Source organism: Natronobacillus azotifigens (genome assembly GCF_026805325.1).
GTDB classification, from domain to species: Bacteria; Bacillota; Bacilli; order Bacillales; family Amphibacillaceae; genus Natronobacillus; species Natronobacillus azotifigens.
Genome location: NZ_JAPRAT010000027.1, coordinates 25009 through 43912, shown reverse-complemented (window position 1 = coordinate 43912; position 18904 = coordinate 25009). Strand labels below are relative to the sequence as shown.

Genomic DNA, 18904 nt, shown 5'->3' with positions numbered 1-18904 from the left:
TATCACCCTCTTTACGACTTATTGACTATCCATTGTGGTGTTTTTGATGTGCCTGATCCACTATTTTTTCAGTGATATCGTTAATCTCATCGAGAAATTGGTCTGTAAGTACGGACTCATCTTCTAATAAACTCAAGTGAACCAAAAACTCAATGTTTCCATCCCCACCGGTAATGGGAGAGAAAGTAAGGTCTTGAAAATGAAAACCCTCTAATACAGCAAATTGAATCATCTCTGTAACTACTTGGTAATGTACGTTCTTATCTCTAACAATCCCCTTTTTTCCCACTTGATCTTTACCAGCTTCAAATTGCGGTTTAATCAATGCAACCACATTACTATTTGGTGCAAGAATTTTTCGTAATACCGGGAGTATTAATCGTAATGAAATAAAAGAGACATCAATGGATGCAAAAGTAGGATCCCCGTTTTTTAACATATCTGCAGTCACATGACGAAAATTCGTTCGCTCCATTACTATTACTCGTTCATCGTTACGGAGTTTCCAATCCAATTGATTATAGCCAACATCCACAGCATAGCAAAGCTTCGCACCATTCTGCAATGCGCAATCAGTAAATCCCCCAGTTGATGAACCAATATCAATCATTATTTGATCGGAAACATCCAGTTGAAATACCTCCAATGCTTTCTCTAATTTCAATCCCCCACGCCCTACATAAGGGAATAACTTTCCTTTCACCTCCAAAGGTATGTCGTTATTTACTTTGATTCCTGGTTTATCGAGTCGTTCGGTTTCAGAAAACACTAAACCAGCCATGATGGAACGCTTCGCTTTTTCCCTTGTCTCGATTAAACCGCGCTCTACTAATAAAATATCTAACCGTACTTTTTTGCTTGTCATAATAATTGAGCTCTTTTCATCTTAGTTGGTAATATTTTTTCGATTTCTTTTACAATGTTCTCTTTTGTTAGTCCTATATCTTCTAACAAAACTTCAACTTCACCGTGTTCAACATATTTATCTGGAATTCCCATGCGTTTAATACATACTTCTTGATAATTATTTGCTTCTGCAAACTCCAAAACACCACTGCCAAACCCACCAGCCAAAACTGCTTCTTCAATTGTAAGGACTGGCATATTTGATTTGAGGATTTGATGTAGCATCGTTTCATCTAGTGGTTTGATAAATCTCGCATTAACAACTTGGACAGAAATACCTTTTTCAGCCAACAACTCCCGGGCTGCTAACGCCATTGAAATAGTTGTACCAAATGTAAGGATACTAGCATCTGTCCCTTTCTCTAACAGCTCCCATTTTCCTATTGGAATCTGCATTAAGTCTTGATCCATTTCTACACCCACACCATTTCCTCTAGGATATCGAAGTGCAATTGGACCGTCTTGATAGGATAAAGCAGTATTGACCATGTGTTGACACTCATTTTCATCTTTTGGCATCATGATAACGATATTCGGCATTGCTCTTAAGAAGGAAATATCGTAAATACCTTGATGCGTTTCTCCATCAGCCCCTACTAACCCAGCACGGTCAATCCCAATAATAACAGGGAGATTTTGCCGAGAGATATCATGTAAAATTTGGTCATAGGCGCGTTGTAAAAATGTTGAATAAATGGATAGAAACGGTTTCATATCTTGTGTCGCTAGACCTGCTGCCATTGTTGTTGCATGTTGTTCAGCAATACCAACATCATAAAGTCGATTTTTAAATTTTTGTTGAAACTTTTCTAATTTTGATCCGAGTATCATTGCAGGTGTTATTACAATTAAGCGTGGATCCTTTTCAGCAAGTGTTACTAATGTATCCGATACGACTTTACTCCAAGCTGGAGCAGAGGTAACAGGGTTTATCTTTTCTCCAGACTCTATTTTATATGGACCTACTCCATGCCATTTATCCTTTTTGTCCGTCTCTGCTGGAATATAACCTTTTCCTTTTTTCGTAATGACATGTAATAGCACTGGACCTTTCGTCTTTTTTGCAAAGCCAAGATTTTCTTGTAGATCATTCAGATCGTGACCATCTACAGGACCAAAATAAGTGAAGCCAAATTCTTCAAATAACATCCCTGGTATCATAAAATACTTCATACTATCTTTTAATTTCTCTGCCGTATTTGCAATTACACCACCGACTGCTGGGATTTTTTTCAACAACCATTCTAGCTCATCTTTCGCTTTATGATATTTACCAGCACTGCGCATTCTACCAAGTGCATTGTGTAAGGCACCAACATTGTTTGCGATAGACATTTCGTTATCATTCAGAACAACAATTACATCTTTTTGTTCGTGCCCAATATGGTTCAAAGCTTCCAAAGCCATACCGCCAGTTAAGGCTCCATCTCCAATAATCGGTACAATATAATGATCTTTTTCTTGTAGGTCTCTTGCAATAGCCATACCCATTGCTCCAGAAAGTGAAGTAGAACTATGACCTGTCTCCCATACATCATGTTCACTTTCTGACATTTTAGGAAAACCTGACATACCCTTATATTGACGTAATGATTCAAATTGATCCGCGCGACCAGTCAAAATTTTATGAACATAAGATTGATGACCCACATCAAAGAGGAATTTATCTTGAGGACTATTAAATTGTTTATGCAAAGCTAAGGTTAGTTCAACTACACCCAGGTTAGGTCCTAAATGACCTCCTGTAATCGCCAGCTTAGCAATTAAAAATTTTCGAATTTCATATGCAAGTACTTCTAATTCATCATTATTTAACTTCTTCAAAAAAGAAGGATCTTTAATCTTGGTAAGATCCATAATGGGATTCCTCCCTAATTTAGATTTATTTTTTTTTCTTCAATAGTTTTATTTTAAATTTTTTATCCAAAAATGCAATAAATTTTCCAACAAAAAAAATAATACTCGTTGAATGGTGGATGCCTAAAAACTTTCCCATTGCCTTTCCACCAACTGTAAAAGCTGCTACAATACTTGTCATCATGACAGCAATCATAATTTGAACCGTTGTTCCTTCCCCGTGCCCCAGAACACTGGCTAATTGTATAACTACTAATGTTGATGCTGTACCACTTATTACACCTGAAATATCACCAATTACATCATTGCAAAAACTAGCAAATCGATCCGCGTTTCTCACAATAAGAATAGCTTCTTTCGCACCGAAAACTCGCTCCGCAGCCATTGCGTGAAAGGGAGTTTCTTTGGCAGCAGTTGCAGCCACCCCTAACATATCAAAAAAAACACCAATAAACACAATAATAAGAACGATAAAAAAACCAGTTACCCACATCACACCACTAAGTATCGATGAGGATACAACTGAAAAAATAGCCGCTAACACAAATGTGATAACGGCGATACTTACACTGAACCTTATTGATTTATTCATTTGTAAGCGAGACTTCGCCATTTCATCAACCCTCGTTTTCACGTACATATGTATGTGGAATGGTCGTTTAAAAAGTAAAAACTACGGCTTAGGTCCAGTAGGTTTTCCCAGATGCATACCGAATGTTGCCATTCTGGCGGTTCCCCTTTAAATACATCTTAGCTATGTCGCCATAAGCTAGACTGGATTACCACTTAGTCCGTACTATAATCCCTTTTAAACGTCCAACGGAACAGTCTAGGAGATTTCCTCAACAGCTCTTCACCGATTCCTAGCCTCTTTTGCAATCCTGATTTCATATAGGCAAAAACAAGAATCTAGTGGCCACCTAAATCCCTGTTATAACTATAATCCCCTCAGTAATCACTCAAGGCAGGCTACGCTGCCAACAAGAATTCCCTTCTCTTGCTGTACAGGTTCATACCCCATTCCATCGTATCACTTTGGCTAAAGTATTACCACAGAGATGGGCCTCCGCGGAAGTAGGGTCAACGCCCACATGCCTTTGTGGATCGCCCTACAACCTTAACTCCCAGCACCGACCCAAGGCTGGGCGCCTCAAGCCGACACAAGGAACTTCATCGATGTGCCCTTTGGCAGATTTTTAGGCCCGCCTTCAGAACCGGAGAACTGACTAGAATACTGCACCATTCCTCGTTATCCCCATTATATCATATTATCTTTAATTTTGCTATTTTTATCCCAGAGTAAGAGACACTAACACTCAACCTGGTGCCATGGACTTTATGCCACACTTTAGGACTAACAATCCATACAATCATTGCGAGATAGTTAGAAAACAATGACTATGGGATAAGTGTTTATCGTATATAATTATTGCTCACGTTCACTTAAATAATCAATCAAATCAGCTAATCTTGTTGAATCAATATTTGCACGTATTAGTGCTTGCTTTGCTTTTTGTACATACTTTTCATTCTGTTTATATGCACCATCTAAACCTAACAACTTAGGATACGTATTCTTATCATTGATTTCGTCACTTCCAATTGGCTTACCAAGCTTATCCGGATCACCAATCACGTCTAATATATCATCTTTAATCTGAAAGGCAAGACCAGTAAATCGAGCACATTGTTTCATTACATGTAATTCACTATCGCTTGCTCCGCCCAAATAAGCTCCAACTTCAAGTGCAAAGCTAAGAAGTTGGCCTGTTTTGAGGTGATGTATTTTTTCGAGTTCATCTAAAGTTACAGCTTTGTTCTCGGCATACATATCCAACGCTTGACCAGCTACCATTCCTGTAGGACCTGCGCACTCTGCTAAACGTTTGGTTACGTATACTTTTTGTTTATTAGACAAAACCATATCATTCGCGATGATTTCAAAACTTAAAGTAAGTAGACCGTCCCCGACCAAAATTGCGGTTGCTTCATCGAACTTACGGTGGTTCGTTGGTAAACCACGTCTAAAATCATCATCATCCATTGCAGGTAAGTCATCATGAACTAAGGAATATGTATGGATCATTTCAAGGGCCATAGCAACAGAGAGAACATTTTTACTTTCTCCACCAAACGCTTCACAACTTGCAATAAGCAGTATTGGGCGAATTCTCTTCCCGCCTGCTTGAATAGAATAGATCATCGCTTCCTTTAATCGGTTTGGAATATCTTCTAAGCCATGAATACAATTTTTTAATTCCTCAGTAATCCAATTTTTGTGGTCATCTATGTAGGTGGAAAGATCTTGATCCATCTTAATGATCCTCCTCTATTTTTAATGGCTTAATTACCCCTTCTGCATCAATCACTTGTGCCATCTTCTCTTCCACGTTCTTCAATTTATCACTGCAAAGTTTCGATAATTCCATTCCTTGTTGATAATATTGAATCGCTTTCTCCAAAGGCACTTCGGCCTCCTCCAGTTTTTCTACAATCTCTTCAAGATTCTTCATTGCATCTTCAAAAGTAATTTCAGCTTTCGACATTTTCACCCTCCTCTATTCCCCAAACTTGACAGTCGACAGAACCATCTGTTAACTTCACCGATATTTGCTCTCCTGGTTGTACTTGCTTAACAGATTTAATCATCTTACCATCATTACGATAACTTATCGTGTATCCTCGTCTCATTATCGATAATGGACTTAATATCTCTAATTTCTCTAACTGCTTTGTGAAATGTTCCACTTTTGTTTGATAAAGTTGTGAGAAAGATCGTGTCACTTGTTGTTTTGTATGTAGAAGTTGCTCTTTGGCTTCCTCTAGCTGTTTCATAGGATGCGATCTTGAAATTCGATCGACAAGTTGTTGCAATTGCTCTTGTTTTTGTTTATGAGTATTTGAAGTCTGTCTATTCAAACGCTCTAACAAACGGTCTAACTCTTGTTCTTTCTGGGTTATTAATTGTCTTGGGTAACGAAAGGCATAGCTTTTTTTTAATCGTTCTAATTTCTCAAGATCTGCACTTGTCTTTTGCTTCATTTGACGATGTATTGTTTGCTGAAGACGACAAATCTTATCGATCAATTCCGCTTGTGATGGAACCGCCAGTTCTGCAGCTGCAGTAGGGGTAGCAGCTCGCACATCTGCTGCAAAATCAGCAATCGTACTATCTGTCTCATGGCCAACGGCTGAGATAATCGGGATTCTTGAACGATCGATAGCTCTTACAACAAGCTCTTCATTAAATGCCCACAATTCTTCTAAAGAACCTCCACCTCTCCCAACGATTAACAAATCCAGTGATTCCAATGTATTGGCTTGATCTATCGCATTAGCGATCGAGTATTTTGCTTCTAAGCCTTGAACAAGAACAGGAAAAAGCGTTATATTCACTAAAGGATATCGCCTTTTTAGCGTAATTAAAATGTCACGGACTGCAGCCCCGGTTGGAGAAGTAACGATCCCGACATGTTTGGGGTAAAGTGGCAATGTTTTTTTTCTATCCGATGAAAATAGCCCTTCTTCTCTAAGTTTGTTTCTTAATTGTTCATACGCTAATTGCAGAGCCCCTATACCGTCTGGCTCCATTTCGTGAACATAGAGTTGATATTGACCTTGTGGTTCATAAACACTCACTTCCCCTTTTATTAATACTTGCATACCACTTTCGGGAGTGAATTTTAAGGAGCGATTATTGCCAGCAAACATGACCGACTGAATTCTTGACTGCTCATCTTTTAGCGTGAAGTACATATGTCCACGACTATGATGTTTAAAATTAGATATTTCGCCTTTTAACCAGACTGTGGTGAGATGCTTGTCTAATTCAAATTTTCTTTTAATATAACGTGTTAAAGCTGTAACCGTTAAATAGTTGTCTTGCCCTTTCAAATTAACTTCACCACCTGCATGCTAATTAAAGCTATTATTTAGATTGATTTTTAGCGGCTTGAATTGTGTTTTTTAACAACATCGTAATGGTCATTGGTCCAACACCTTTTGGCACCGGGGTAATGTATGCTGCCTTTTCTTTGGCTGTTTCAAAATCAACATCACCTGTCAACGTTCCATTAGGTAGTCTATTAACGCCAACATCAATTACCGTTGCTCCAGGTTTGATCGCTTCCCCTGTTAAGAAATGAGCTTTTCCTACTGCAACGATTAAAATATCTGCATTCTTTATGTAGTTTTCCATATCTTTCGTTCTTGAATGACAGTAAGTTACTGTTGCGTGTTCATTTAGCAAGAGTTGTCCAACAGGTTTTCCTACAATATTACTGCGTCCAATAACAACAGCATTTTTTCCCGAAATTTCTATATTCTTTGATTTTAACATCGTAAGGATACCATAAGGCGTACATGGTAAAAAAGTTTCTTGATTCGTTAACATTTTCCCTATATTTATCGGGTGAAAGCCATCAACATCTTTATTTGGATCAATCGCTTCAATAATTTTTTGCTCGTTTATTTGGTCAGGTAATGGTAATTGAACCAAAATACCATTCACTGTCTCATCATTATTTAATTTAGTAATCATTTGTACAAGTTCATCTTCACTTGTGCTTTCGGGTAAAAGAATTAAATCAGATGTCATCCCTACAAAATCAGAGGCTTTTTGTTTTCCACTAACGTAAGATTTAGATGCAGGATCATCTCCAACTAAAATTACTGTTAACTTCGGATGTATTCCTTTTTCTTTAAGGGTTGTCACTTCCTTCTTCATTTCTATGCGTAATTGTTCTGCCAATTCACTACCATAAATAACTTCAGCGCTCATTGTAATATCCCCCTATATTTAAATCATTTTTGATAAAACACCGTTAATAAATTTTCCAGACTTATCATCCCCATAAATATGCGCAAGCTCAATTGCCTCATTAATTGCTACACCATGAGGCGTTTCTTCTTCGTAAAATATTTCATATGTCGCAATTCTAATTAATGTCTTTTCTACAATTGCCAATCGTTTTATCGACCAGTTCTCTAAATGATCAGAGATTTTTTGGTCAATTGCTTCTTTGTTTTCTACGACACCATAAATTAAAGTAGTTAAAAATTCTGATGGCTGTTGTTCACCTAGGCTTAATTCAATTGCTTCTTTTGGATCAAAACGCTCATTATCCAGTGAGAAAAGCACTTGAAAAGCTTTTTCTCTTGCAGTTCTTCTATTCATGTTAATTCTCCTTGTAGTTACCTTTTAACTCAAAAGCTATCGTTCATCCGAAAAGCTAAAGTCAATACTATCATAACCAAATTAACGACAAAAAGCTATACTCGTACTTTAGAAGTAAGAAAAACCAGGAAAGTTCATCCGGTCCTTTAAAGAAACAATTAGATACTGTATTTTGTAAGGACTGATGATGACAAACCAACACTTGTTGGAAAGCAATCTTAGACCGTACTGCTATAAAATCTTTTGCATTGATAAAAATAATACACCTTTTACTTTCTCTTCTTGTGAAAAATGTAAAAAAGACCTATCGAGTATGTTACTCTTCAGGTCTCTTTTTATGTTTAATTATCCGAATCTTGAGGATCTTCTTTATCAATTTGCACCCCAACGACGTGGACGTTAACCTCATCGATATCTAAGGCAGTCATATTTTTTAGCGTTTGTCTGATGTTCTCCTGAACTTTTTGAGCAACTACAGGAATACTAACCCCATAATCTAATACTACAAATACATCAATCATTACACCAGTGTCTGTTAATTCCACTTTAATTCCCTTACCATGGGTTTTCTTCCCAAAGCGTTCAGCCACACCAGTAGCAAAATTACCTCTTGTTGAATAGACACCTTTAATTTCAGTTGTTGCAATTCCTGCAATTACCTCAATAACAACTGGAGAGATTTCTACATTTCCTAAACTAGCATCTTCACTTACATTTAAAATTGTGTGTTCACTCATAATGATCCACTCCTTTAGAGTAATCGTACTTATAAAAAAATGTGTTTCTAGCCTTTATTACTTTCTGTTTCAATAATCGTGTAATTTTCAAGGAATTTCGTATTGAAATCTCCACTTTGAAAGACAGGATGCTCCATCATTTTTTCGTGAAATGGAATGGTTGTTGAAATGCCTTCAACAATATATTCACTAAGTGCTCGTTTCATGCGGTCCATTGCTTCTTGTCGAGTTGCACCGTATGTAATTAACTTGGCTATCATTGAATCATAATACGGCGGGATTTTATATCCGGGATAAACAGCAGAATCAACACGAACTCCGAAACCACCTGGCGGTAAATACAAACCTATTTCCCCAGCAGCTGGCATGAAATCACGACTTGGATCTTCCGCATTTATGCGGCACTCCATTGCCCAACCCTCCATCTTAATATCTTCTTGTTTGAACGAAAGTTGTTGATTTGCTGCAACACGAATTTGCTCTTTAATTAAATCGACACCAGTAACCATCTCTGTAACAGGATGTTCGACTTGAATTCTTGTATTCATTTCCATGAAATAAAATAACTGTTCTTTCTTGTCAAAAATAAATTCAATAGTACCCGCACCCGAATAGTTAACAGCTTGAGCAGCCTTGACTGCTGCGTCTCCCATCTGCTCTCTAATTTCATCATTTATAGCAGGGGAAGGTGTTTCTTCAATTAATTTTTGCAATCGACGTTGCACTGAGCAGTCTCTCTCACCTAAGTGTACCACATTTCCGAAGTTATCTGCCAGTACTTGAATTTCAACATGAGAAAAATCTTCAATGAATTTCTCGATATAAACGCCAGGATTTCCAAATGCTTTTTCCGCTTCTTGTTGTGTAACTCGTAAACCTTTCCTTAAATCTTCTTGATTTCTTACTACTCGAATACCTTTCCCACCGCCACCAGCAGTCGCTTTAATAATAACAGGATACCCTATCTCGTTGGCTAACTGTAATGCATTATCTTCTGAATCAATAATTCCATTGGAACCAGGAACAATAGGAACTCCTGCTTTTTTCATTGTTTCTCGAGCAACATCCTTTGTCCCCATATTCTGAATCGCAAATACACTTGGGCCAACAAAAGTAATATTACATTTCCCACACAACTCCGCAAAGTCTGCGTTCTCGGCTAAAAAGCCATAGCCCGGATGTATCGCATCAACTTCCGTCAATTTAGCCACACTCATAATATTTGTAAAATTAAGATAACTATCCTTACTAAATGCGGGCCCGATACAATAAGCTTCATCAGCGATTTGAACGTGTAATGCGTCACGATCCACCTCAGAAAAAACAGCTACCGTTTCAATTCCCATCTCTTTACATGCTCGAATGATACGAACAGCAATTTCTCCTCGATTAGCAATAAGAAGTTTGTTAATCATGATCGTACCCCCTATTTTGTTTTCACACGGAATAATGGTTGACCGTATTCTACAAGCTCCCCATTTTCGGCTAGAATCTCTACTACTTCTCCCTCAACATCTGCCTCTATTTCATTAAACAACTTCATTGCTTCAACAATACAAACCACTGTCTTCTCATTCACTTTATCCCCTAACGATACAAATGGGGCACTATCTGGCGTGGAGGAATGATAAAACGTTCCTACCATTGGGGAAAGTATTTCATGATCAAAAGCAATCGTTTCTTCCTTTTCACTGGAAGAATGGTTTTCCTGCTCCTTTATTTGCTCGCGTTCGCTTACCTCCTCATATTTCTCTGGTTCAGCTGAAACACTCGTCATTACTTTTTTGTGTTCATGATGGTTACTTTTTTTACGTAATTTAATTTTGGAACCTTCGTGCTCATAAATAAATTCATCTAAAGATGATTGATCAATTGCTTGAATTAATGCTTGAATATCTTCTAATTTCAACAAAATAAACACTCCTCTATTAGGTACTTGAATAGAATATTAAGAACAGGTACTAATAACTCCTCTTAATATTTTACGAGATCAGCAAGAAAACTGCAACATTTCTTTTGGTGTTATTTAAACAGCCTCTTAAATTATAACTATTTCTACCTATCTTTACCTAATTTTTATTTTAACATAAAATAATAAGCTAATCATAAATGATCAGCTTATTATATCCATTATTTAGTATCCAATTAACTTACTGGTTGAAAATTGACTTCCACTTTCACTGCGCCGAATTCATCATACACCATTCGCATGATTTTATTTGCCTCTGATTGTGACAATTCATCTGTTTTGACCGTAACAATAACGCTATCTTCTTTTGTTCTTACCAGCACATCAGGATAGCCATTTTCCGACTTCAATGTTTCTTCAACAATTAATTCCTTCGTTGCAACTCGATCAATTTGTTGCATCTCATCATATGCTTGATTCTTCTCATCATTTGATGCCGAACTAGAAGCAACAATCGTCTCTAGCTGTTCCATACGACTACTACGTGATTGTGCTAGTTCCATGCGAATAATCGTAAACAGTTCGTCTTTTGTAGAAATTGCAGATGTTTCATTGAATTCCTCATCACTTTTTTCAGCAACATCGCTTCCCACTTCTTCCTCCGATTGATCAGAGATGGTACCTACACTATCATTCTCTTCTGGGGCTTCATTAAAAATAAATGCAAAATCATCATTTGCTGGTTGTGCTTGCATATAATACACGCTTAACACAATCATTAAACTCAACATTGTCAATAACCATACCGTTTGTTTCTTTAACATCTTAACCCTCTCCTTCACCTCTTGGCATAATTGAAATACGATGTGGCGGAACATCTAATACCCGCGAAACAGCTTCTGTTACCCACTGTTTTAATTCAATACGCTCAACACCATTCGCAACAACCAATACTCCTCTAACTGTTGGTTTAACGGTTTGAACAATGAGCGGAACTTCTTCATCTCCTTGACGAACAACAACTACTTGCTGCTCTTCAGTAAGATCATCAATACTTCGCTGTCCACCGTTTTGATCTTGCTCTTCTGTAGTTTGGGTACCTACAATTAAATTCTTTTCATAAACTCTTTTGTGCGTTGCATCTAAATTAATCATAACTTCTACATCGGATACTCCAGAAATATTCTCTAGCATATTAGTTAGATCATTTTGATACTGCTTTTCTATATCATCCAAATCTGAACTTTTATTATCTTTAGCTAGAAATGTCTCTTCCTCGGTTGGTTGACCCCTTGGTTCATCCCAATTACTTATTTGTTCTGGAGGACTGCTTTCTTCTTGAAAAATACTACTTACAAGCAGAAACAGAATCCCAATTAATGCTACAATTAATAGATAACCTGTTTTTGATGGTTTTTGTCCATCCTCAGTTTTTAAATGTAGATGTGACAATATTTTTTTCACAGGATTCACTTTTAGCTCCCCTCCTCCCAAAAAACCGTTAACATATCCGTTTCCAAATCCCAAACTTGATACAGATACATTTGAACTTCCGATAAAGTAGTTTCATGATTCTGGTTTTCGTTTTCGTCTTTGGCTACGTCTCGTCCAATAATAACTTCTTCAATCAGCCCTGTCCCTAATTCTACTGTAGCTATATATATTTTGATTTTTTGTAGATTGGATAAGGATTGATCTAATTCAGTTTCATAATCAAATTTGATTTCTGAGATTTCCACACCATATGTTTTTCTCAACTCTCCTTCCACTTGGTTTTCCAACTGAATTGCTAGTTCTTCTATAACATATGCAGACTGAGTAGCTTGTATATCTTTTTTCTTTAATTCGATTTCATTTTCTAGTTCAGATTGACTCGTTTGTTCTTCAAACAGCCGAAATGATTGACTAATAGCATCCTCAATATCTACTTGAAATAGCTGAAAGATTGGTTGCAAAAACAATAATAGAAAAACGAAAGATAAAACCGTATGCACATATTTTTTTAATGAGGTTTGTGGGATTAACATCTCAATAATCATAATGATAAATATAAGTGTAACTAACTGAATCACCCAGTCCATTAGATATGCCATATGAAATACTCCTTTTCATCACGGTACTATCGTCAATAATAACCCAATCCAACGATAGGAAAATTAAAGTATTTTAAGCAGAAACATACTTGCTGTATTATTTTATCGGACCATTAATGTAACATTGCTTGCAATGACTAATACAACGATTGTTAAAAAGAACATCAAGGAAACAGTTAATAAAGCTGCGAGCAGATACATTATATGTTGGCTAATAATTCCCACGCATTTTACTATTGGCCCATCACCAAGCGGCTGAATAATTGCTGCGGTTAATTTATAAATAATTGCAATCACAAGAATTTTAAGGGCTGGGAACAGCATGACCATTAATAAAATAACGAGTCCAACAATCCCCAATGCATTTTTTAAAACCAAGGAAGCAGATAAGATTGTATCTGTTGCATCTGTAAATAACCTTCCAACCACTGGAATAAAATTACTTGCAATAAATTTTGTAGTTTTTAGTGCCACCCCGTCTTGAATCGCAGAAGTTGCACCATGAGCAGACAATATGGTTAAAAAGATCGTGAGACAGCCTACCAGCATGGACAGACCTGTACTTTTTAGTAAATCTGCTAATTTTGTGACTTGAAACTCCTTATTAAACGCGCTTACCATTTGCAAAATTGCCGATAAGAAAAATAAAGGAATAATTATCTTTGAAATGATAACGACTGTAAAATGCATAAATGTTACGATAAACGGATGAAAAAAAGATACCGATAAAAACCCTCCAACAGTTGACATGATTCCCAACATTAGGGGAAGGATTGCCAACATAAAATCTCTCATTTGTTCAATGGTATTTACGACAAGTTCACTAGCTAAATGAAAGCTTTGCAGTGCGAGAATCGCTAAGACTAGCATAATTACCATGTCGGCAACTTTGCTAATTGTTTTCGATTCAAACGCTGTCTGAATCGCCTGTAAGATACTTGAGCATATGGACAAAATAATTAATGTGCCTAATAATTTTCCGTTCCAAATAATTTCATAGCTTACGAAACGGATGACAGCAAAAATCCACGACTTAAGAGATAGGTTGTCTTGTTGAGTTATAAAATCACGAAAACCTACTTTACTGACTTCAGGAAAAACATGGCCGTATTCTGATGCCGATTGATACCAATAATCACTTATTTCTCCCATTGGTATTTCATCTATTAAAGATATGTCGGCATATTCAGACTCCAGCTCTTCTTCTTTTGCTAGTAAATCACCTGGTAAGATAAAAACTAAGGATAATAAGCAGCTGATAACAAATAAAATAAGTCGTTTCATTCCCGCCCCCCATTTTTGTTATGATTCAATTAGGAAGAAATGCTAAAATCGTTTCTACTACAGCTGTTAAGATTGGTATCGCCAACACGAGAATAAAGACCTTTCCTGCCATCTCTATTTTTGCAGCAACAGATGCTAATCCTGCATCTCTAGTCATATGTGCACCAAATTCAGCAATATACGAGATACCGATAATTTGCAGGATTGTCTCTAAATAGATTGAATTAATATTTGCTTGCTGACTAAGTACTCGAATAAGTGCAATTACTTCTGAGACATGTCCAACAATAAAAAAGAAGATGATTATACTAGTCACTAACACAATGAACATCGCAATAGATGGGTTTTGAGGCTTTAATATTAAATAGAGCAGGCTGGCTACGATGGATATCGTAATAATTTGAATGATTACCATTTTGTTACCCCTGGAATAAAAAAACAGACTTAATTTGCTGAAATAAATCCGCAATGTTATCCATTACAACGAGGAGTACAATAATGAAACCAATCAAGCTAGTAAATTGTGCATATTCTTCTTTTCCCATTTGTTTTAAGATTGTGTGAATCATTGCAACTACAATTCCAATTCCTGCTATTTGAAATAATACAGCGGCATCTTGATACATGTTCTTACTCCTTTCTAGATCAAGAGTAATACAAGAAATAATCCAGCTAATACTCCTAAGTTTTTAAACATTTTTCCATAGCGCTGATAATTTTCTTGAGCTTCAATCAGTATGCGATCTAAGTGTGTTATGCTGAGCTGTATATATTTTTTCTGCTGGACAATATCATACTGTCCTAACGTTTCTCCAAATTGCAATAACACTTCCGCTTCGTCTCTTCCAACTGAAGAGTTGCCCAAGAAGCGATTCACTTCTTCCCCCCAAGTATATGTCAAATCATTTGATGTATTAAGCTTAGATGCAATCGCTTGAAATAAGCTTGAAACTGGTTGAGATAATTGCTGTGCTATTTGGGAAAATGCATCTGCAAGCGTTGCTTGACTATATACAATTTCTGCTTCTAGTATTTGCAATGCTGTTTTTAATTGTCGAATCTCTTTTGGTCGTCTTGATAACTTTGATGAAATTTCAACCCCAATTAGCGTTGTTGCGCAAATTAATAGGATTGCCCCTATCCATTTCACCCCTTCTTCCTCCCTTATTAAGCATAATAATATTTTCCTCTCGATCATTAATCTGCTTTACTTTATCTTTAGCACTTGTTTGTTGCAAAATAATGAATCGATCAAATACCTTCTCGGAAAAAAGTGAAGAAAATGAACTTCGACTCTTTATATCTGTTAATGAATGACCATGTGCAGAACAAACGATCGATACACCTGCATGAATTGCTTCTTGTAATGCAGAAACATCTTGAAGTGAGCCAATTTCATCAACAACTATTACCTCTGGAGACATCGAGCGAATAAGCATCATCATTCCTTCTGCCTTTGGGCAACCATCTAACACATCTGACCTTATCCCGATATCATGTTGTGGTATTCCTGCAATACACCCTGCAATTTCAGAACGTTCATCCACAATGCCAACCTTTGCTGGCGATACATTCCCCCAACCAGAAGCAATAAGTCTGCTAATATCTCGCAACAATGTCGTCTTTCCCGTTTGTGGTGCTCCAATAATTAATGTATTCAGATATCGCTCTCGGAAGAGGTGTCGTACATACGGATCGGCAACCCCCTTTTTTTGCTTAGCGATTCTAATATTATAGGATGTAATATCTTTGATAGCTTTTACTTGTCCATTACTAGTGTTCACTTTCCCTGCTAGTCCAACTCGATGGCCTCCTTGCACCGTAATATAGCCTTGTTTCAATTCTTCTTCCAAACGGTAAAGAGAAAATTCACTTAACTGATTCATAATAAATTGACCATCTTGCTTCGTTGGACATGATTCGCGAAGCCACAATGTCTTCTGATCAAAAACCAGCTCAATTGGACGTTCGATACGAATCCTTATTTCTTGCAATTGGGACCAATCCTGGTTTATCTTCGTCATCAGTTCTTTCCTGAAATGTATTGGAAGTATGCGGATTATCTCCTCCAACAATATCATCCCTTCTTCCTGCATTTGTTTCGGTTTGGCTTGTGATCCTTTCTAATCTACCAACACTTGTTCAAAAAGTCGATTAGTAAAAGGCAGCAGCAATCGAGCTGACGACTAAAGTCTAGGTTTTGCTACATATGAACCGAAAGAGCGAACCATCGGAGAAATGTGTGCTGCTTATCATCTACAACTTTTTTACTGCTCTACTACTTTTTCATAGTAACTATAGTAATTCTATGCTCTACATAACATGATATGACTACTCAATCATTATCAGTGGTTAAAAGAAAGATTGAAGATTCGATTATGTAGTGGTATCCTTTAAGAACACAAAAATCCGGTATGCAATGAATTTGCATACCGGATTTTCCCTATACGTTCCACAGAACGATGTCTTTTCAGTTTTTTCCTTAAGCACGTGAAACGTACTTGCCATCACTAGTATTAATAATCAAACGATCTCCTTGATTGATAAAGAAAGGCACTTGGACAATCAACCCTGTTTCCATCGTAGCTGGTTTAGATCCACCACTAGCTGTATCACCTTTAATACCAGGTTCGGTTTCCGTTACTTCAAGCTCCACATTATTCGGTAAAGAAACACCGATTGTTTCTCCTTGATAACTTATAATATTTACTTCCATATTTTCTTTTAAGAATTTCAATTCATAACTAATTTGTTTCGCATCAATTTCTGTTTGCTCATAGGATTCCATGTCCATAAATGTGTGTAAGTCTCCAGATGCATACAAGTATTGCATCTTTCTATTCTCGATATGAGCTTTTGCTACTTTTTCACCACCACGAAATGTTTTTTCTTGAATATTCCCATTACGAAGGTTACGTAATTTAGATCTTACAAAAGCCGCGCCCTTACCTGGTTTTACATGTTGAAACTCCAAAACTTGCCAAATGTCATTGTCGACCTCAATGGTTAATCCTGTTTTAAAATCATTAACTGATATCACTACTATTTCCTCCCTAATTACATATCTAGTTGAATCTCTCTAAATTATAATATAATAAGTTCCTTTGGAGAACGATTCAAGCTTTCATTCCCATCTTTTGTTACAATTATATCATCTTCAATCCGACAACCACCTACATTTGGTACATAGATTCCCGGTTCTACCGTTACAACCATACCTTCTTTCAAGGTAACATCTGAACGACTTGATAGAGCTGGAGACTCATGAACTTCTAGACCTAAACCATGGCCTGTTGAATGACCAAAATACTGTCCATATCCCTCTTGCGTAATATAATCTCGTGTTAAAGCATCTGCTGCTTTAGCAGAAATACCATCTTTAATACCTTCTAAACCTTTTAGATGTGCTTCAAGTACTGTGTGATAAATTTTATGTAATTCCTCTGAGATTTCACCGACTGCTACAGTACGTGTCATATCAGAACAATAGCCATTAAAATATGCACCAAAGTCCATCGTTACAAGTTCGCCATTTGCAATTTTTTTCGATGATGCAACACCGTGTGGTAATGCAGATCGAAAACCTGAAGCTACAATAATATCAAAACTTGAAGACTGAGCACCTTGTTTTCGCATGAAAAACTCCAACTCATTCGATACTTCAATCTCTGTTACACCAGGTTTAATAAAAGTTAGAATATGCTCAAAAGTAGCATCTGATATTTTAGCAGCTTCTTTAAGGATTGATATTTCTTCCTCTGTTTTAAAAAGGCGTAGATTTTCAACAATCCCAGACGTAGGAACGAGCTCAGCTTCAATCTCCGCTTTGTATTGTTCAAAGATTGCATAGGAAAGATCTTCTTTCTCAAATCCAACTTTAGTAATACCAAGTTGTTTGATTTGAGTAGCAATTTCCTTAACAATCGGTTGCGTGTGTTCAACTACATCAAAACCTAATGCTTGTTCTGCTGCTTGTTCCGTGTATCGAAAGTCTGTAATAAAAAGAGCATTTGACTTTGTTATCAATACAACACCCGCTGTCCCGGTAAAACCACTAATATATCTTCGGTTATATGGGTTTGTAACAAGAAGTCCTTCTATATTTTTTTCCCCTAATGCCTTTCGTAATTTTTCAAATTTCTCCACTTTAAACGTCATCCTTTCTCTATATCCTCATTTACCAATTTACTCTCACCTTTTAGTTTAGCACAACTTGATTGCGTTTGTACCTGTTCACACTTATTTTTTATTCTGCTGACGATCTAAATGATCATAAGAGATTGTAAATCCAATAAACACTCCATATAATAGATACAAACAAAGTGTTGTAACAATGGTATCACTGTCAAGTTCCAATAACGGTTTCATGTTAGGGCAAAGAGGTAAGATAAGACCAAACACAATTCCCCAAAGCCCAAATCCGAACAGAAGTCCCGGTAATATACCTTGTAATTTTTTTAAGACAAGTAAATAAAGAAGCGCGATCAAAATTGAAAGAACACCTAAAACAAGTACAGCTATCATCTCTGCTAACCAACCATCTGTCCATTCTCCATGTAACCACGAAGAAATTACAAATGATCCTGGAGATACTACAGTAAAATTGAAGAATGCGAAAAACACACCGACCAAACTCCATAGAATACCGCCGAAAAATCCTGTACTAACTGTTTTCCAGATAATCGCAGATGGTTTTTCTTTTTTTAAATGAATTGGTTGTTTTAATTCCATATACATCACCTCGTCTATAGCTTGACCTGTAATAATAAGTCTATGCTTTATTCAGATCAATTTCTTAATTTATGAATGATCATTATTAACAGGAAAAAAGAGTATAATCTTCTTATCCTAGGAAAGAATATAAATAAATGAATCAACTCATGGTTACTTTTTTCAGATGGAGGGAAAAGATAATTAAATTGATTCAGTAATCTTTGAACGA

The 18904-nt window shown here is 36.7% G+C and carries 22 protein-coding genes; all 22 read right to left on the bottom strand.

What is annotated here, in order from left to right; genetic code table 11:
* Nucleotides 1-25: 25 nt before the first annotated feature.
* Nucleotides 26-865, bottom strand: coding sequence for a TlyA family RNA methyltransferase (locus OWO01_RS12865; RefSeq protein WP_268780867.1), 840 nt, complete (start codon nucleotides 863-865; stop codon nucleotides 26-28).
* Entirely contained in the window at nucleotides 862-2763 is a 1902-nt protein-coding gene (dxs, locus tag OWO01_RS12860) for a 1-deoxy-D-xylulose-5-phosphate synthase (protein WP_268780866.1), read from the bottom strand. Before dxs ends, OWO01_RS12865 begins: the two co-directional genes overlap by 4 nt.
* 25 nt (nucleotides 2764-2788) lie before the next feature.
* Nucleotides 2789-3376: a hypothetical protein gene (locus OWO01_RS12855; protein ID WP_268780865.1), complete on the bottom strand. Its 588-nt coding sequence runs from the start codon at nucleotides 3374-3376 to the stop codon at nucleotides 2789-2791.
* A gap of 813 nt (nucleotides 3377-4189) precedes the next feature.
* Nucleotides 4190-5077: a polyprenyl synthetase family protein gene (locus OWO01_RS12850; protein ID WP_268780864.1), complete on the bottom strand. Its 888-nt coding sequence runs from the start codon at nucleotides 5075-5077 to the stop codon at nucleotides 4190-4192.
* Nucleotide 5078: 1 nt separating this feature from the next.
* Nucleotides 5079-5309: an exodeoxyribonuclease VII small subunit gene (gene xseB / locus OWO01_RS12845; protein WP_268780863.1), complete on the bottom strand. Its 231-nt coding sequence runs from the start codon at nucleotides 5307-5309 to the stop codon at nucleotides 5079-5081.
* On the bottom strand, nucleotides 5296-6657 hold the full coding sequence (xseA, locus tag OWO01_RS12840; RefSeq protein ID WP_268780862.1) for an exodeoxyribonuclease VII large subunit: 1362 nt from the start codon (nucleotides 6655-6657) through the stop codon (nucleotides 5296-5298). The genes xseB and xseA overlap by 14 nt, the downstream gene beginning before the upstream one ends.
* 34 nt (nucleotides 6658-6691) lie before the next feature.
* Nucleotides 6692-7543 (bottom strand): bifunctional methylenetetrahydrofolate dehydrogenase/methenyltetrahydrofolate cyclohydrolase FolD, encoded by an 852-nt coding sequence (folD, locus tag OWO01_RS12835; protein ID WP_268780861.1) that lies wholly within the window; start codon nucleotides 7541-7543, stop codon nucleotides 6692-6694.
* A gap of 18 nt (nucleotides 7544-7561) precedes the next feature.
* Complete coding sequence (gene nusB / locus OWO01_RS12830; protein ID WP_268780860.1) at nucleotides 7562-7939, bottom strand: transcription antitermination factor NusB; 378 nt, start codon at nucleotides 7937-7939, stop codon at nucleotides 7562-7564.
* A 341-nt stretch (nucleotides 7940-8280) separates the two neighbouring features.
* Nucleotides 8281-8676, bottom strand: coding sequence for an Asp23/Gls24 family envelope stress response protein (locus OWO01_RS12825; RefSeq protein ID WP_268780859.1), 396 nt, complete (start codon nucleotides 8674-8676; stop codon nucleotides 8281-8283).
* Nucleotides 8677-8723: 47 nt separating this feature from the next.
* Nucleotides 8724-10091, bottom strand: coding sequence for an acetyl-CoA carboxylase biotin carboxylase subunit (gene accC / locus OWO01_RS12820; RefSeq protein ID WP_268780858.1), 1368 nt, complete (start codon nucleotides 10089-10091; stop codon nucleotides 8724-8726).
* 11 nt (nucleotides 10092-10102) lie between these two features.
* Nucleotides 10103-10597, bottom strand: coding sequence for an acetyl-CoA carboxylase biotin carboxyl carrier protein (gene accB, locus OWO01_RS12815; protein ID WP_336284221.1), 495 nt, complete (start codon nucleotides 10595-10597; stop codon nucleotides 10103-10105).
* A 224-nt stretch (nucleotides 10598-10821) separates the two neighbouring features.
* Entirely contained in the window at nucleotides 10822-11409 is a 588-nt protein-coding gene (locus OWO01_RS12810) for a SpoIIIAH-like family protein (RefSeq protein ID WP_268780856.1), read from the bottom strand.
* 1 nt (nucleotide 11410) lies between these two features.
* On the bottom strand, nucleotides 11411-12058 hold the full coding sequence (gene spoIIIAG, locus OWO01_RS12805; RefSeq protein WP_268780855.1) for a stage III sporulation protein AG: 648 nt from the start codon (nucleotides 12056-12058) through the stop codon (nucleotides 11411-11413).
* Between the two features lie 2 nt (nucleotides 12059-12060).
* The gene (gene spoIIIAF / locus OWO01_RS12800) at nucleotides 12061-12678 is read right to left on the bottom strand and encodes a stage III sporulation protein AF (RefSeq protein WP_268780854.1); all 618 of its coding nucleotides are present in this window, start codon (nucleotides 12676-12678) and stop codon (nucleotides 12061-12063) included.
* Between the two features lie 102 nt (nucleotides 12679-12780).
* On the bottom strand, nucleotides 12781-13962 hold the full coding sequence (gene spoIIIAE / locus OWO01_RS12795) for a stage III sporulation protein AE (RefSeq protein WP_268780853.1): 1182 nt from the start codon (nucleotides 13960-13962) through the stop codon (nucleotides 12781-12783).
* 25 nt (nucleotides 13963-13987) lie between these two features.
* Complete coding sequence (spoIIIAD, locus tag OWO01_RS12790) at nucleotides 13988-14377, bottom strand: stage III sporulation protein AD (protein WP_268780852.1); 390 nt, start codon at nucleotides 14375-14377, stop codon at nucleotides 13988-13990.
* A gap of 4 nt (nucleotides 14378-14381) precedes the next feature.
* Nucleotides 14382-14588: a stage III sporulation protein AC gene (gene spoIIIAC / locus OWO01_RS12785; protein ID WP_268780851.1), complete on the bottom strand. Its 207-nt coding sequence runs from the start codon at nucleotides 14586-14588 to the stop codon at nucleotides 14382-14384.
* A 14-nt stretch (nucleotides 14589-14602) separates the two neighbouring features.
* Nucleotides 14603-15112 (bottom strand): stage III sporulation protein SpoIIIAB, encoded by a 510-nt coding sequence (gene spoIIIAB / locus OWO01_RS12780; protein WP_268780850.1) that lies wholly within the window; start codon nucleotides 15110-15112, stop codon nucleotides 14603-14605.
* Nucleotides 15057-16034 carry a stage III sporulation protein AA gene (spoIIIAA, locus tag OWO01_RS12775; protein ID WP_418936223.1) on the bottom strand — a complete coding sequence of 326 codons (978 nt, stop codon included), beginning with the start codon at nucleotides 16032-16034 and terminating at the stop codon, nucleotides 15057-15059. The genes spoIIIAB and spoIIIAA overlap by 56 nt, the downstream gene beginning before the upstream one ends.
* Nucleotides 16035-16444: 410 nt before the next feature.
* Nucleotides 16445-17002, bottom strand: coding sequence for an elongation factor P (efp, locus tag OWO01_RS12770; protein ID WP_268780848.1), 558 nt, complete (start codon nucleotides 17000-17002; stop codon nucleotides 16445-16447).
* Between the two features lie 44 nt (nucleotides 17003-17046).
* Entirely contained in the window at nucleotides 17047-18108 is a 1062-nt protein-coding gene (locus tag OWO01_RS12765; RefSeq protein ID WP_268780847.1) for a M24 family metallopeptidase, read from the bottom strand.
* Between the two features lie 93 nt (nucleotides 18109-18201).
* Nucleotides 18202-18693 (bottom strand): YqhR family membrane protein, encoded by a 492-nt coding sequence (locus tag OWO01_RS12760; protein ID WP_268780846.1) that lies wholly within the window; start codon nucleotides 18691-18693, stop codon nucleotides 18202-18204.
* Nucleotides 18694-18904 lie beyond the last annotated feature (211 nt).

Excerpts from the sequence above, each read along its gene's own strand:
- OWO01_RS12865 (WP_268780867.1), bottom strand. The coding sequence starts at position 865 with ATGACAAGCAAAAAAGTACGGTTAGATATTTTATTAGTAGAGCGCGGT.
- dxs (WP_268780866.1), bottom strand. The coding sequence starts at position 2,763 with ATGGATCTTACCAAGATTAAAGATCCTTCTTTTTTGAAGAAGTTAAAT.
- OWO01_RS12855 (WP_268780865.1), bottom strand. The coding sequence starts at position 3,376 with ATGGCGAAGTCTCGCTTACAAATGAATAAATCAATAAGGTTCAGTGTA.
- OWO01_RS12850 (WP_268780864.1), bottom strand. The coding sequence starts at position 5,077 with ATGGATCAAGATCTTTCCACCTACATAGATGACCACAAAAATTGGATT.
- xseB (WP_268780863.1), bottom strand. The coding sequence starts at position 5,309 with ATGTCGAAAGCTGAAATTACTTTTGAAGATGCAATGAAGAATCTTGAA.
- folD (WP_268780861.1), bottom strand. The coding sequence starts at position 7,543 with ATGAGCGCTGAAGTTATTTATGGTAGTGAATTGGCAGAACAATTACGC.
- nusB (WP_268780860.1), bottom strand. The coding sequence starts at position 7,939 with ATGAATAGAAGAACTGCAAGAGAAAAAGCTTTTCAAGTGCTTTTCTCA.
- OWO01_RS12825 (WP_268780859.1), bottom strand. The coding sequence starts at position 8,676 with ATGAGTGAACACACAATTTTAAATGTAAGTGAAGATGCTAGTTTAGGA.
- accC (WP_268780858.1), bottom strand. The coding sequence starts at position 10,091 with ATGATTAACAAACTTCTTATTGCTAATCGAGGAGAAATTGCTGTTCGT.
- OWO01_RS12810 (WP_268780856.1), bottom strand. The coding sequence starts at position 11,409 with ATGTTAAAGAAACAAACGGTATGGTTATTGACAATGTTGAGTTTAATG.
- spoIIIAF (WP_268780854.1), bottom strand. The coding sequence starts at position 12,678 with ATGGCATATCTAATGGACTGGGTGATTCAGTTAGTTACACTTATATTT.
- spoIIIAE (WP_268780853.1), bottom strand. The coding sequence starts at position 13,962 with ATGAAACGACTTATTTTATTTGTTATCAGCTGCTTATTATCCTTAGTT.
- spoIIIAD (WP_268780852.1), bottom strand. The coding sequence starts at position 14,377 with ATGGTAATCATTCAAATTATTACGATATCCATCGTAGCCAGCCTGCTC.
- spoIIIAC (WP_268780851.1), bottom strand. The coding sequence starts at position 14,588 with ATGTATCAAGATGCCGCTGTATTATTTCAAATAGCAGGAATTGGAATT.
- OWO01_RS12760 (WP_268780846.1), bottom strand. The coding sequence starts at position 18,693 with ATGGAATTAAAACAACCAATTCATTTAAAAAAAGAAAAACCATCTGCG.